Here is a 12,400-nt window from a genome sequence, read left to right as displayed (position 1 = left end):
GTGAGAAAGGAACCACCCATGAGCGCCTTCATCGTCGCTAAGACCCACATCGACGCCCTCGTGACCGCGGGCGTGAAGAACCGCACCCACGGGCCTCTCTATGTCCACCACGGCGGCATCGCGCTCGACGTGCGCCACGCAAACGCCGACCTCATCGGCCAAGCCCTCACCGACGCCGTTCACGCATCCGTAAACCACCGCTACCGCGACGCCGTCAACCCGCCCGCCTACACGTTCCGCATGCTCGACACCGACGTGCTGCCCCCCGTCGTGATTCTGTCCCTCATCGCCTGCTACCGCTACCAGGCATGCGAAATCGACGGCTGGGACACCACGCTCGCCGCGACCTACCTCAACGTCATCGAAGCCGCCAGCATCCGCGAACTTCCCGGCTACGACGAAGCCCCCTGGGAACTCACCGACGAGGGATACCAGGCACTCGGCCCCAAGCGCATCGTCTCCGCACGCGGCCGCCGCTCCTAAACCCCGCGCGGCGGGCCACACAGTGGCCCGCCGCCCCGAAAGGAACCCCAAATGCTCACCACCCAAGAACGAACCGAAGCACTCTACGAGGCCGCCACCGCCGTAGGCGACGCCAAGCGCCACGAACTCGCCACGGCGGCAGGTGCTCTCATCGCCCACGCCCTGAGCATGTGCCCCGACGCCCACCGCGTCTACCTCATCGACACAGGCGAGAGCGACCGCGACGCCTACGGAATGATCGTCGACGAAATCGAGTGCCCTCACCACGTCATCGCCACCTCGGCATGCGCCGTGGCCCGCGCCCTCGACCTCGGAGAAAGCGAAAAACTCGACCCCCTGGCCCACGCAAGCCACCTCAGCGCCGACCACCTCGCATGGATGATCGAAGCCCTGCGAATGCGAGCACACACCTACACCCAGCGCTACAGCCTCGCGACACGCGACCTCGACCACATCGACAGCCTGTAACCCAAGCGCCCGGCCACCCACCAGTGGCCGGGCCGCCGGTCGGGCGGGTGTGGGTGTCTGGCGTCGAGCCAGACGCCCACAGCCCACACGGGGTGTGGGCGGGTCGTGACCGCGCAGGCGCATCGAGCGCCGGCGGTCACGAGCTCGCACAAGTGCGAGCAGGGCCGGACGGAGCCGGCCCGAGGGTGGGGGAGTAGCACCATGAGTGCCCCCTGACCACCTGTGCACGCGCTCCGGCTGGGGCCGGGCCTTCGCGCGCACCCAGGATGGACAGCAGGACCCAACCGCCCGGTTGCACCCCGCACGACACAGCCAGAACGTGCATGCAGCCTGCGCTGCTCACGCCTGGCCCACGTCGACCGGGCACAACCTGGACCCGTGGGGGAGAGCAACGGCGGCGGCCGCCGAGGCGGCCTGGTGCCGGCATCCGCCGGCACAAACGCTGGCCGCTAGCGCGGCCCTGAATTGGTCGACCTCGCATCCGGCGAGGGACCATTCTTGCGCCCTCCGGGCTGCGCGCAACCGCACCTGCGGTGCGGCCGTCTCGTCCGGCGAGGTTGCTTCGCTCCGCTCGCAACCTTCCTCCGTCGACGGCCCTACGGGTTGCACTTCGCCCTCCGCGGCGCATCTGGTCCCCTATCGCCGGATGCGGGGATTGACCAGCGCTCAACACCACAAAGCGCATCCCCCCACCGCGAGAAAGGACACCACCATGCCCAACCACACCTTTGCCGCCGCGAGCCCCGTCAACCTCTACGACGAGAACAACGAATGCCGCCACTGCGGCGAGCACGTCGCCGACCCCCACCAGCCCGAATGCGTCGCCGGACTCGGCCTCACCACCACCAGCGAGACGCCGCTGTTCTGGTGCGAACACAGCGGTCGCATCGTGTGCTTCGAGCACCTTGGCCACTACGGCCGGACCGCCGTCAAGCACGACCCCCGCGCCAACGAATGGCCCACGCCCCTCAACCACTGGCGCCCCGTCCTGACGGTCGACCGCCGCGACTGGCACGAGGAGATCGGGGCGCCCATGAAGTGCGAGTCTTGCCCCCGCTGACCCGCACCGGGCCTCGCTGGCACCAGCCAGCGGGGCCTTTCCTTTTCCCGAAACGCAGGCTAATATTGGTGGACACAATCCATATTGTGTGAGACAATATTCATATGGGAATCGAGTGGACCGCTAGCGCCGACAAGCACGGCATCCCCCGCGAGGAAGCGCAGTGGGCCATGCTCCACGCCGATCACGTCGAGACCGAGTTCGGAGAACCGCGCATCCCCGGCCAGGGAGCCCCCACGCTCTACATCGGCCCCAGCAGGTTCGGAACACTCGAGGTACTGGTCACGACCACCCCGCCACGCACCGTCCTGGTGTTCCACGTCATGCCGCTTCGGGCAGTCACCGCCCGAGCCGTCGGGTACACGCAGAAGTAGAAGAGGAAGGAACCCCGCCATGAGCGACACCACCGACCGCGACGCCGCCCTCGACGCGTTCGCCGCTGACCCCACCAAGTGGGGTCAGTCCCGCGGCACACTCACCGGCGCCGATGCCGCCGCTCACGGCCGAGGCTCTGCTCGAATCCGCCGGCGTCGACGTCGAAGCCATCGAGCGATCGGCCGGACGGCCGCGCCTGGACCGCGCCACCAACAAGCCCGGCCAGCGCAGCCCCCGCGTCAACGTCGCCGTCACCGACGCACAAGACCGCGCACTTGCCCGCCTCGTCGGCCCCGGCCGAAAGAAGAGCGACATCGTGCGCGACGCCATCGATGAGTACCTCGCCGCACACGCCTGATGTTTGACTCTTTCCTCGCCAACGCCGTGCTCATGGTCGGATGGGCGACCGTCGTCGCCGGCGTCGTCATCCTCGCCAAGAACCCGCGCTCACACGTCGACGACGTGCTCCGCGACAGAGCAAAGCGCATCCAATCGCTCCGAGCCGTAAGCGTCGGCTTCGCGCTGGCCGTCGCAGGCATGACGCTGGTGTGCGCCTCGAACTGGATCGCAGGTGTCCCCGGACTCGCGAACCGCCTCGTGTTCACCGCGGCCGTCGTGTTCGCTTGGGGATGGGCCGCGCGCGCTGCAAGAGCCAACGCGCAGCGCATCCAAGAACTCGAGGTTGATGAAGGCTACTAGCGACGGGCGGGTGTGGGTGTCTGGCGTCGAGCCAGACGCCCACAGCCCACACGGGGTGTGGGCGGGTCGTGACCGCGCAGGCGCATCGAGCGCCGGCGGTCACGAGCTCGCACAAGTGCGAGCAGGGCCGGACGGAGCCGGCCCGAGGGTGGGGAGTAGCACCATGAGTGCCCCCTGACCACCTGTGCACGCGCTCCGGCTGGGGCCGGGCCTTCGCGCGCACCCAGGATGGACAGCAGGACCCAACCGCCCGGTTGCACCCCGCACGACACAGCCAGAACGTGCATGCAGCCTGCGCTGCTCACGCCTGGCCCACGTCGACCGGGCACAACCTGGACCCGTGGGGGAGAGCAACGGCGGCGGCCGCCTGGGCGGCCTGGTGCCGGCATCCGCCGGCACAAACGCTGGCCGCTAGCGCGGCCCTGAATTGGTCGACCTCGCATCCGGCGAGGGACCATTCTTGCGCCCTCCGGGCTGCGCGCAACCGCACCTGCGGTGCGGCCGTCTCGTCCGGCGAGGTTGCTTCGCTCCGCTCGCAACCTTCCTCCGTCGACGGCCCTACGGGTTGCACTTCGCCCTCCGCGGCGCATCTGGTCCCCTATCGCCGGATGCGGGGATTGACCAGCGCTCAACACCACAAAGCGCATCCCCCCACCGCGAGAAAGGACACCACCATGAAGATCACCGTCTACTCGACAGGACCCACGTGCCTGCGGTGCCACATGACCAAGCGAGCGCTCAAGGAGGCAAGCCTCCCGTTCGCTGAGGTGGACGTCCGCGACGACGCCAAGGCCGCATCATTCGTCAAGAACGAGCCTGGGCCACGCCGAGGCGCCCGTTGTTGTCGTCGAGATCTCCGGTGAGGTCGACCACTGGTCGGGCCACAACCCCGACAAGATCAAGGCCCTCGCTACCCGCGGAGAGCAGGAGCGATGACCTACAGCGCGGAACTCGTCACCATCACCTCCCAGGCCACGGTCGGACCCGAAGACGCCCTGTGGCTCACCGTTCCCTTGACCGGGCTCTTTGCCTTCGCGTACTGGTACTTCACGCCTACCCAACCTGGAGGTCGACGCGCACCACAGACGTCTCGCCGGTCGCGCTCTTGGGGCGCCACGACCGCGCTGCTGCTTCTGGCGTTGACCGTGAGCGCCTGGACGGTAGGCGCCTGGCAGTACCTCTCGGACGGAGTCGACCAGATCACCTACGTGGAACTCGCCGGCACCGTAGCCTCCACTGAGACCGAGAACCGCAGCACCACCTTCCGGCTCGAGGAGTACCCGGACCTCCTCCTTGAAGTCGGACACTGGCGTGGGGGAGACCGATATCGCCAAACCGCCGGCACGAACGTCACCACCTACTGCGTGACGACAGACCCCGACCCCCGTGACACGACACTGGAATGCCAAGCGGACGCCCCGCAAATGAGTGGGGAGATCGACACCGAGCGTCGGCCGCTTCGCGGGTAAGAGCATCCGACGGATAATCAACGGACCATGAACGACGATCTCCACCAACAAGCGGGCGACCCCGATTTAAGAGCGACCGGGGCTCCCCAGTTGGAGTATTACGCCGCGGCGCGCAACGGCAGCACGGCCATCCTCGAAACCGCCACCCGCGACGTCGTCGCGTGGGTGGTGCACGACCGCGACAAGCGCGCGCGATCGCGAGGATGGGTGTCCCCGCCAGAGGACACCATCCCCTCACTCATCGTCCACGTAGCACGCCACCGGGGAAGCCGCTAGGCTGACCCTGGAAGCGCGATGTTCGTGCATCCTCCCTGGTAGAACCCGACATAACGGCTATTATCGGCGCACCGACCGAGCGCGGATCACCGAGACTTCGGCGGCTTGGGCGGCTTGGGCGGCTGAGGCTGCCTGCTGAGCTCCCGGAGAAGGCGCGGGGGTCGGGATGACTTGGGTACCGGCGGTGGTTGCTTCGACTGTGGCGGCTTCTTATCGTCTGCCATGTTTGCTCCTCGTGCGGTCTGACCTAAATCGTCTGGGCAAGAATAAGGGCGACCAGAGACGTGCCCCACAGGACAAAGCCGAGCGAGGAAGTTGGCCCGCAGGTTGTTGCGTGACTCCTCCGCCGTCATGAATTCAAGGCTTGCGGTCGAGCACAATGTCTGAGGCCTCAACCGGCGAAGCGTCCCAGATGTCGTGCCGCATCGCCGCGACAGTGTGTTCGTATCGGTTCCCCTGCCACAGCGCTGCGATGCCGAACCCCACGGCGTTGGCTGAGAGCGTCATTGAGATCATCGCCCATCCAGGGTGCATCGCATCCAGGTTCGTCTGGCTAATTGTTAGGCCAGCCGCCGCAATCAAGATGCTTGCTCGAGTGAGAGCGGCACTCGCCGAGGAAACGATGTTCGCGCGTTGCCGGTCTGTCTCGGCATGGAGCAGCGCGAGATGGTGCGCCCGGCCCTCGTACGGGGAGGGGGTTCTCTCCGACTACCCTTGGGGCGGAATCTCATGCCGTCGCCTTATCGGCGCCGTGAAGCGCGTACATGGCCCTATTCATAGTGGAGTCCGTCCACACCTGTCGACCACGGCGCGAAGAGTGCCCGGTATGTCCAACTAGAGCCTCGTGATGTCGAGCGCTCCGCCCATACCTATCTCTATGCTCTGGGCATGAGTGCACCAATAAGCAATCCCGGCTCGCTGCCTACTTGGCGGAGCCTTCTTACTAAGACGTTCGCGGTCTACCGAGACGCCGAGCCCGAATCCGCATCCGAGGTGGAGCCCGGTAGCGACGCGTTCCACACACGTTCGTGGGCCCGTGGCCGCATCGATGCGCTGTTGCAAATCCTCGCGCTGCTGGACAAGGACAGGGCAGACCAAGCCCGCACGGAGTGGAATCGCGTCCTCGGGGCGTAAGGCTTGGCGGAGTACGAACACGGTGCTGGAGATGTATTCAGAGCCTGCCGTTGCGTCGACGTGATGCGAGCAGCGTTCCAGCGACCGCAATCGCTCCGGCAACCGCAAGGCTGACAACCCATCCAGCCGGACCCGTCGCGGCGAGCCCGCGCTGTGTCGTGGGTTCCCGCGGCTCGTCGTCCGCGAACGGGATGAATGAAGCGAAGTCGGCATCGCCGCCACGCTCGCCGATCGTCGCCAGGACCGTGATCCCCGAGGCGTCGGTCACGAGGCATTCACTTCCGATCGGGAGCAGGCTGCGCAGACACTTCCTCGTCGACCGCCAAGAGGAACCGCATCGGCTTGTCCTGGTCAAAACCGGTTGCAAAGATTTCACGGCCCGCCGCCGTGCACGTCGCGGTCACGGCCTCGCGTTCCCATGCTTGCGTAACGTCACCGGTGACGGCGCGACGAATTCTGAGGTCCGCGCCCTTGACGCTCGTCACCACCGCGACCTCGGCTGCAGCCGGCTCGCTGACGACAATTGTCGACCGTGACGCGGACACCTGAGCCAGATCGTCACCGTGCACGTCTACGCCGCATGTGGAGCCCACGGGCAATCCTTCGAGGGCGGCAGTAGCGCCGTCGACGGCCGCCGTCTCCTCGAGCGTGCCGACGTCATCGCCCCACGGAGCGGTGCACTGCGCGGCCACGTCGACGGTTGTCGGCGCCCACGAGGCAAGCCGAGCGTTCCCCACAGACGTCGTGTCGAGCAGCAGGCTCTCCGGCCTCATACGTGTTCGAGATCTCGACGTCCACCACGGAGGTGTTCGAGATCTCGACGACGTCCGCCGTCGTCGCCGTGCGCGCCTGACGGTAGTCACCCGTCTGGAGCGCGCAGGCTGTGTCCACGGGAAGCCCAGACGACAGTGCGGCCGTGGCAACGCTTGGCGTCAATGTCTCGTCGAGGACCTCGCCAAACCGATCCGAACGGCAGATGACGTCGACGGGGAATGTGGAGGGCACCCACGCCGCCCCGGCCGCCGGCCCCTCCACCGCGGCGCTCAACCGCACCTTGCCAGCGTCGAAGCGTGCCGAGACATTCACTCCGGTGTCGCCACGCACCTCGAGCAGCGATGCCGGAGTGAACGTCAGCGCATCCGCACCGCTGTCAGGCTGCGAGATCTCGCAGGCTCGCGCCCGTGGGAAGACCCGTCACCGCATGCGACGTCCCCGCGGCCGCGGTGAACGTCTTGACTCCCACCAGGCCCGAGTCCGTCGAGCACTTCACTGTGGTGGGGAACGTCGATGGCGCCCAGGCGGTCCGGGCGCCACTACCCAACGTGCCCTGTGTGACCCGCAAGGTGTTCTTGTTGAACGTGTAGGCCGCGGTCACGATCGAGGGTGCCTCGCGCGTGATCGTCACGGACTGAGCGTCGAGGGACACCGCGGCGGCCAAAGGTTCGGCGACTGCAGAGACTTCACACTCAGTCCCCATGGGCAGACCGCCGGCGGCCGGGCCGCAGCGCCGGATCCCACGGACACTGTGCCATCGATGAAAGTCCCGTAGTCGGGATGGGAGCAAGTGGCCTCGAGGACGAACTGCGATGGCACCCATGCCTCAGCCGCGGCGGTGCCGCGGACGGCAGCGGCGACGTCGAGAGTTCCGGCCTTGAACGTGTTCCGAACAGTCACGGATGACGTGCCGCGAACCTCAACCGATTCGCTGGGTCCGTAGGTGAGCGCATCGGCCCCGGCGTCGTCCTGGTGGACAGCGCAGCGTGCTCCCAACGGGAGCCCGGCGATCGTGAACGTCGAACCCGCCGCCTGGACGAAGTCTCGTGAGTACACCTCGCCAAGCCCATCGCGTGAACACACCACCGACGTGGTGAAGGCGTCGGGCACCCACGCCTCGCCGGCGCCGGAGCCGACGACTGCCGTCGTCACTCGCAGCGCGTTGGCCGAGTACACGGACACCAGGCTCGACGGTGGCTCCGCCGGCAGTGATTGTCTGCGCGTCCACGAGCGAGATCTCGTCGGCCTGATCTGCTTGCCCCGTGACGTCACACACCGACCCCACGCGAATCCCATCGACGGCGCGCGCGCCATCGGCCGGCACCGTGAGGATCTGGTCGACCACGACCCCATCCACAGGGTGCGTGCAGACCACTTGCGCCTTGATCGAGTCAGGCACCCATGTCTCACCGGCACCCTCACCCTGAACGCTGCTTTGGACAGTCAGCGAGCCCTGCGCATACGTCAGGACCGCGACCAACTGCACCGGCGCCGAAGTGTCCAGCGAGACTGACGCCGCGGATAGATCGGTGGAGTCCTGGCCGTAATCCCCGACCGTTCCCTCACAGGAAGTCCCAGGCGGGAGCCCGGCGAATGCGTAGCCGGTCCCACCCGGAACCACCGTCACCGCCTGGTCGACGAGCACTCCGGCATCGGTGTGCCGGCACACGACGTCGACGACTACCTCAGCAGGTACACGACCCGTCGACGCCGCATTGCCATCCACGTCAACGCGGACGTCGACGCCCGCAGAATCGAAGTCCGTCACCACCGCGACCTCAGGCACAACCCCGACGATTGCCGTCGACGGCGTTACCGTCGACGTGCCTGCGATGCCCGCATCAGGCACCACGGTGCACGTGTACCCCAGGGGCAGCCCAGCCGCGATCGACCAATCTCCATCCACGGCAAGCGTCACAGGCCGCCTCACCGAGTGCGACGCATCGGGCGAGACACACATGACCTCTGTCTCAACCATGGCGGGTAGCCATGACGCACCGGCCGCGTCTCCCGTCGACGAGTGAGCGACCTCGAGGGAACCAAACGACACCGCGAACGCCGCACCGCACGAGGCAATCTCGCCGCTGCAGTTCACGACGTCGGCACCCGCAACGCGGCTTGTCACATCCTGGTCGCCCACGTAGTTCGCGCCGACGACAAGGCTCGTGGCGGATCGTCGCTGACTCCCCCGCCGCCAGCGTGCCGCGCCACACGATCTGCTGTGCGCTCTCGTCATAGTCCGCGGTTCCGCGTGAAGCCGCCACCATTCCCATGGTGGCGTCGTCGAGCGCGCCCGAGACGTCGACGACAGCCGAGCGGTGCCACAGCGAATCCTTCCCGGTGTTCGTCAGAGTCGTCTCTACTGTCACCGTCTCGCCCGGCGCCGCTGACTCGACGTCGTCGACGATCCGCATCGCAGCCTCAAGGGAAGCCGTGTCATGCGAAGGCGTCACGAGGTAGTCCTCGACCTCGCCTCCCAGCACCGCGCCTGTGGGCTGAGGATCGTCAATGTCGCCCGCGAAGATCCGCAGACGTAGGTAGGTGTCTGTGGGGTCCTCCCCGCCGGCGGAGTGTAGGCGGGCAGGGTCAGCGACACCGTTCCGCTGTGGCTGATCGTCGTGGTGACGCGGTCACTGTCGTTGATGAACGATCCGCTCGAGTTGGTGTCGAACCACGCAGCCACGGTCGCGGGCTCATCGCCGCGCACCTGAACTGGGAAGTCGATCGTCAGCGGTGAACCGTCGACGGGATACTCGAGTGGAATGGTGAGGGCGTCCTCGTCCGCAGCGCCGTGGATGTCGTCGCCGTCCGCCTTGATGCCGGGAAGTGCGTCGTCGCCGTCAGCGTCGACCAGGTCACCGAGTGTGTAGTCAGCAGTGAACGACTCGGGGTCGTAGCCGGTGATCGAGTGGCGCGCACCATCGGCGGCAACGGTTGTCCCGTAGGAGTCGGGAGCATCACCGAAGTCAGTGGTGAGAGGCACGGTGCAGCGGGCGCCATCGTTCTGTGAAGACGTGGGGCCGGTGGCCACGAGCGTGGTCGCGCCAGTGATGACGTTCACCCGCCAGATCTCGCCCGTCGCGTTCTGACCGCCGTAGACGTTGCCTTCACCGTCGGCGTACATCGCGCCGTAGGTGCCGTAGGTCATGGCGAGGTTCTCGTGACGAGCCACGAGGCCCTGCTCGATGTTCGAGGGGTCGAGCGACATTGCAGTTGTCGTGCCGTCCGCCATGCGGACCAGAGCCCACACCAGGCCCGTGTAGGGCTCGTAGGCCCAATCCGAAATGTTGAAGGTGCCGGCGGGAACCGGAACGTCGTACACGTCCGCCAGGGAGTGCATGAAGGTTGGGCTCGTGCGGTCGACGTCGACGACCATCACGACGTAGGCCTCGTCCACGAGTCCCAGCATCCACAACTGTTGCGCGTCGTCGACGTCACCGATGACCCATGCGGGGCCGTCGTACTTCGAGCCGATGCCAATCGGAGTTCCGTACCTCTTGGTGACACCGTTGCTGCCCATCGACGCGATCACGGGGGACGCTTCGCGCAACGCACCCCACAGCAGCCCGTCAGCCTCGTTGTAGCCGACCGCGTTGAGGTTTGATGGCTCGTCGCTGGTCGCGACTCGTGAGGCTACTCCCGAGGCTAGGTCGAGCGCGTAAGCCTCGGTCGGGCCGTTCTGCAGAATCCAGCCCTCACCCGTGCACGCCCACGGCACCTGATCGGCTGCGCGGCTCGGGGTGGTCGCGGCCGAGGTAAGGCCTGCCGCGGTGATGACCGCGGCGAGAGCGAGCGCGGCCGCGCGATGAAGACGCGAGCGATGGCGACGGGTGATAGGTGCGGAGTGCTGCATGGTGAATCCCCCTCGCCTGGGACGAAAGTTTGTGAATGCTGACCCCTTGTCGACGTCACGCGACGTCGACACGGGGTGTCTTGCACCAGCGCCCGGTGGGTGAGGTGCAGCGTGGGGCAGTTACGGCGCGAGGTCGACGCGTGGCGCGCCCGGCGCCGGGGTCGGAGGGGCTACGCCCACCGACGGCTGCGCGACGGGCGCGGCGGCCTGAGCCGCCTTCCACATCGCGTCCATTTGCGGCAAGCGCCCGTCGAGCGCTCGCTCGACGCCTCTCACGGTTTCGGCGATCACGTCGCGCGGAACGCCACGTTCCACGCCCGAGCGACCGAGAACCCCAAGAGTGGAGTTGTCCCGCACGTGGCTGATGAGGCCGCGCACGACGGGCCGACTTGCCGTTCGCGCAGGTCGCGGTTACCGCGATCTCTGCGAATGCCGGTCGGTATTCGACCGGGGCTAGTCGCAGTGCCTCGACGACGACGGCCTCCGCAGTGTCCGAGTGGCACGCGCGTGCCACGATGGCAACGCGCGCGGCAACGTCAGACGTTGCCAGATGCCCAAGGGTCGACAGACGTGCTGGTGTGACCTTGGGATACTCGGCAACCGCCGCATCGAACGTGCGTCGTGCGACTTCCACGCGAAATGAGGGTGCGGTGCTGTCGAGAGCGCGAGCATCCTTGGTAGTCAGCACCGCATAGCCAGGCTCGGGTGCGAGTCTCAGTTCGGCCACAGCCCCCGGCGGTCGCTGCGCACCGGTGATGAAGGCCGCCTGGGTCGCCACATCGGGCAGCCGTTCGGGACGGTATGACTCACTCGGGGCGTCCCAGGCTTGCCAGGTGTCGCCCGCATCGACATACCCGTGAAGGGACTTGCCGCCGAGAGCCGCCGCGGTCTCGCGCGCTGTCGCCGCTGCAGAGCGGCCGTACCCGACGATGACCGCGAACTGCTCTGGTGTCCTCGTGATGCGCCGAGTTGCTTTCGCGATCTCCTCGCTGGTCGCGCCGGGACGGACTAGTGTCACCCCGCGGGGCCCGTCATCGTTAGCCACGATCACGGCCATCTGTCCTTCGACGGGTCGCTGTCCAATGGCATCGGGCAACGTCGCTATGAAGGGTGCGAGGTTCAAACGGTGCTCGCTCATCGGGCTTCCACGCTGATGACGGGGGTGATGAACACCGGGTCGGGCTCTTGATCGCTCCACGCAGCGATCGACGCCGCGACCACGTTCTCGAGCATCGAATCGAGCGCGAACAACGTCTCGTCAGGCATCCGAGACCACGCTCCCCTCGTAAGCCGGGGCGGGCTCGTCGACGGAGTGCTCCACTGCGGGCGCCGCGATGGGCGCCGAGCGCGCTGCGCGAATCATCCCCTGGACGTCTCGCACGGAGCGATTAAGAAGCATCGCGATCTCGCCTGCAGACAGATGGTCGTCGCGCAGGCTGCATGACGACGTCCGCGAGGCGCGTCCGCGCGGACTCCTCCGCGGCCGCCAACGCGGCCTGCGCACCTGCCAACGCTTCACGTGCGCTGATTACAGGAGCCTCGACGTCAAGTGCGGCCTCGACGGAGGCTTGGATTCGCGCGTCGCGCTCTGCGCGATCGGCGTTGAGTTTGGCCAGCCTACGTCGCACTTCTGCGCGTGCTGCTGGACCTGGCTTGGTAGAGCGAGGCATTGGTTCAACCGTTCGTCTGTGAGTCAGTTACCTCCCATTGCCCTAAGTCCTACCTCTCTCACAGGCCCGACCATACCCCTCCTTTGAGTGAGCCGTCCACACTCCCGTGGAAAACCCAGCCAAACCGCCAAAGCCGAAG

20 protein-coding genes and 1 pseudogene are annotated in these 12,400 nt (G+C 66.9%); 10 read left to right on the top strand and 11 right to left on the bottom strand.

Annotated elements, in window-relative coordinates:
* Positions 1–18: 18 nt before the first annotated feature.
* The 10 genes from QQK48_RS17920 (at position 19) to QQK48_RS17875 (ending at position 5,964) form a co-directional block, all read left to right on the top strand.
* Positions 19–483, top strand: a complete 465-nt coding sequence (locus tag QQK48_RS17920; protein WP_284329505.1) for a hypothetical protein — start codon at positions 19–21, stop codon at positions 481–483.
* Positions 484–534: 51 nt separating this feature from the next.
* The gene (locus QQK48_RS17915; RefSeq protein WP_284329504.1) at positions 535–951 is read left to right on the top strand and encodes a hypothetical protein; all 417 of its coding nucleotides are present in this window, start codon (positions 535–537) and stop codon (positions 949–951) included.
* A 712-nt stretch (positions 952–1,663) separates the two neighbouring features.
* Positions 1,664–2,011, top strand: coding sequence for a hypothetical protein (locus QQK48_RS17910; protein ID WP_284329503.1), 348 nt, complete (start codon positions 1,664–1,666; stop codon positions 2,009–2,011).
* Positions 2,012–2,115: 104 nt separating this feature from the next.
* Positions 2,116–2,385 carry a hypothetical protein gene (locus QQK48_RS17905; RefSeq protein ID WP_284329502.1) on the top strand — a complete coding sequence of 90 codons (270 nt, stop codon included), beginning with the start codon at positions 2,116–2,118 and terminating at the stop codon, positions 2,383–2,385.
* 113 nt (positions 2,386–2,498) lie between these two features.
* Positions 2,499–2,744 (top strand): hypothetical protein, encoded by a 246-nt coding sequence (locus QQK48_RS17900; protein ID WP_284329550.1) that lies wholly within the window; start codon positions 2,499–2,501, stop codon positions 2,742–2,744.
* The gene (locus QQK48_RS17895; protein WP_284329500.1) at positions 2,744–3,085 is read left to right on the top strand and encodes a hypothetical protein; all 342 of its coding nucleotides are present in this window, start codon (positions 2,744–2,746) and stop codon (positions 3,083–3,085) included. Before QQK48_RS17900 ends, QQK48_RS17895 begins: the two co-directional genes overlap by 1 nt.
* A 674-nt stretch (positions 3,086–3,759) precedes the next feature.
* Complete coding sequence (locus QQK48_RS17890) at positions 3,760–3,948, top strand: glutaredoxin family protein (RefSeq protein ID WP_348523824.1); 189 nt, start codon at positions 3,760–3,762, stop codon at positions 3,946–3,948.
* A gap of 69 nt (positions 3,949–4,017) precedes the next feature.
* Positions 4,018–4,554: a hypothetical protein gene (locus tag QQK48_RS17885; protein ID WP_284329499.1), complete on the top strand. Its 537-nt coding sequence runs from the start codon at positions 4,018–4,020 to the stop codon at positions 4,552–4,554.
* Between the two features lie 27 nt (positions 4,555–4,581).
* Positions 4,582–4,830, top strand: coding sequence for a hypothetical protein (locus QQK48_RS17880; protein WP_284329549.1), 249 nt, complete (start codon positions 4,582–4,584; stop codon positions 4,828–4,830).
* A gap of 888 nt (positions 4,831–5,718) precedes the next feature.
* On the top strand, positions 5,719–5,964 hold the full coding sequence (locus tag QQK48_RS17875; RefSeq protein WP_284329548.1) for a hypothetical protein: 246 nt from the start codon (positions 5,719–5,721) through the stop codon (positions 5,962–5,964).
* A gap of 37 nt (positions 5,965–6,001) precedes the next feature.
* Here the strand turns inward: QQK48_RS17875 and QQK48_RS17870 are convergent, their stop codons facing one another.
* The 11 genes and pseudogenes from QQK48_RS17870 to QQK48_RS17825 form a co-directional block, all read right to left on the bottom strand.
* Positions 6,002–6,232: a hypothetical protein gene (locus tag QQK48_RS17870; RefSeq protein ID WP_284329547.1), complete on the bottom strand. Its 231-nt coding sequence runs from the start codon at positions 6,230–6,232 to the stop codon at positions 6,002–6,004.
* Positions 6,233–6,239: 7 nt separating this feature from the next.
* On the bottom strand, positions 6,240–6,656 hold the full coding sequence (locus tag QQK48_RS17865) for a hypothetical protein (protein WP_284329546.1): 417 nt from the start codon (positions 6,654–6,656) through the stop codon (positions 6,240–6,242).
* On the bottom strand, positions 6,622–7,068 hold the full coding sequence (locus QQK48_RS17860; RefSeq protein ID WP_284329545.1) for a DUF5979 domain-containing protein: 447 nt from the start codon (positions 7,066–7,068) through the stop codon (positions 6,622–6,624). The genes QQK48_RS17865 and QQK48_RS17860 overlap by 35 nt, the downstream gene beginning before the upstream one ends.
* Positions 7,069–7,114: 46 nt before the next feature.
* A complete protein-coding gene (locus QQK48_RS17855) occupies positions 7,115–7,369 on the bottom strand; it encodes a DUF5979 domain-containing protein (RefSeq protein WP_284329494.1) in 255 nt (84 codons plus the stop codon).
* Complete coding sequence (locus tag QQK48_RS22415) at positions 7,366–8,034, bottom strand: DUF5979 domain-containing protein (protein ID WP_431308450.1); 669 nt, start codon at positions 8,032–8,034, stop codon at positions 7,366–7,368. Before QQK48_RS22415 ends, QQK48_RS17855 begins: the two co-directional genes overlap by 4 nt.
* Positions 7,943–8,716: pseudogene (locus QQK48_RS17850) on the bottom strand (DUF5979 domain-containing protein); the annotation flags it as partial. The pseudogene QQK48_RS17850 and the gene QQK48_RS22415, both read right to left, overlap by 92 nt.
* Positions 8,709–9,191: a hypothetical protein gene (locus QQK48_RS17845; RefSeq protein WP_284329492.1), complete on the bottom strand. Its 483-nt coding sequence runs from the start codon at positions 9,189–9,191 to the stop codon at positions 8,709–8,711. The gene QQK48_RS17845 and the pseudogene QQK48_RS17850, both read right to left, overlap by 8 nt.
* Positions 9,188–10,591: a DUF6923 family protein gene (locus tag QQK48_RS17840; RefSeq protein WP_284329491.1), complete on the bottom strand. Its 1,404-nt coding sequence runs from the start codon at positions 10,589–10,591 to the stop codon at positions 9,188–9,190. The genes QQK48_RS17845 and QQK48_RS17840 overlap by 4 nt, the downstream gene beginning before the upstream one ends.
* A gap of 55 nt (positions 10,592–10,646) precedes the next feature.
* Positions 10,647–11,687, bottom strand: coding sequence for a hypothetical protein (locus QQK48_RS17835; RefSeq protein WP_284329543.1), 1,041 nt, complete (start codon positions 11,685–11,687; stop codon positions 10,647–10,649).
* 38 nt (positions 11,688–11,725) lie between these two features.
* Positions 11,726–11,857, bottom strand: coding sequence for a hypothetical protein (locus QQK48_RS17830; RefSeq protein WP_284329489.1), 132 nt, complete (start codon positions 11,855–11,857; stop codon positions 11,726–11,728).
* Entirely contained in the window at positions 11,850–12,095 is a 246-nt protein-coding gene (locus tag QQK48_RS17825; RefSeq protein ID WP_284329542.1) for a hypothetical protein, read from the bottom strand. Before QQK48_RS17825 ends, QQK48_RS17830 begins: the two co-directional genes overlap by 8 nt.
* Positions 12,096–12,400: the final 305 nt, after the last annotated feature.

It is taken from the genome of Demequina litorisediminis, from assembly GCF_030161615.1.
Taxonomy (GTDB): Bacteria; Actinomycetota; Actinomycetes; order Actinomycetales; family Demequinaceae; genus Demequina; species Demequina litorisediminis.
This window is presented reverse-complemented; position numbering and strand designations above follow the sequence as displayed.

Coding starts and splice junctions, on each gene's coding strand:
- QQK48_RS17920 (WP_284329505.1), top strand. CDS start 19: ATGAGCGCCTTCATCGTCGCTAAGACCCACATCGACGCCCTCGTGACC.
- QQK48_RS17915 (WP_284329504.1), top strand. CDS start 535: ATGCTCACCACCCAAGAACGAACCGAAGCACTCTACGAGGCCGCCACC.
- QQK48_RS17910 (WP_284329503.1), top strand. CDS start 1,664: ATGCCCAACCACACCTTTGCCGCCGCGAGCCCCGTCAACCTCTACGAC.
- QQK48_RS17905 (WP_284329502.1), top strand. CDS start 2,116: ATGGGAATCGAGTGGACCGCTAGCGCCGACAAGCACGGCATCCCCCGC.
- QQK48_RS17900 (WP_284329550.1), top strand. CDS start 2,499: ATGCCGCCGCTCACGGCCGAGGCTCTGCTCGAATCCGCCGGCGTCGAC.
- QQK48_RS17895 (WP_284329500.1), top strand. CDS start 2,744: ATGTTTGACTCTTTCCTCGCCAACGCCGTGCTCATGGTCGGATGGGCG.
- QQK48_RS17890 (WP_348523824.1), top strand. CDS start 3,760: ATGAAGATCACCGTCTACTCGACAGGACCCACGTGCCTGCGGTGCCAC.
- QQK48_RS17885 (WP_284329499.1), top strand. CDS start 4,018: ATGACCTACAGCGCGGAACTCGTCACCATCACCTCCCAGGCCACGGTC.
- QQK48_RS17880 (WP_284329549.1), top strand. CDS start 4,582: ATGAACGACGATCTCCACCAACAAGCGGGCGACCCCGATTTAAGAGCG.
- QQK48_RS17875 (WP_284329548.1), top strand. CDS start 5,719: ATGAGTGCACCAATAAGCAATCCCGGCTCGCTGCCTACTTGGCGGAGC.
- QQK48_RS22415 (WP_431308450.1), bottom strand. CDS start 8,034: ATGGGATTCGCGTGGGGTCGGTGTGTGACGTCACGGGGCAAGCAGATC.
- QQK48_RS17840 (WP_284329491.1), bottom strand. CDS start 10,591: ATGCAGCACTCCGCACCTATCACCCGTCGCCATCGCTCGCGTCTTCAT.
- QQK48_RS17830 (WP_284329489.1), bottom strand. CDS start 11,857: ATGCCTGACGAGACGTTGTTCGCGCTCGATTCGATGCTCGAGAACGTG.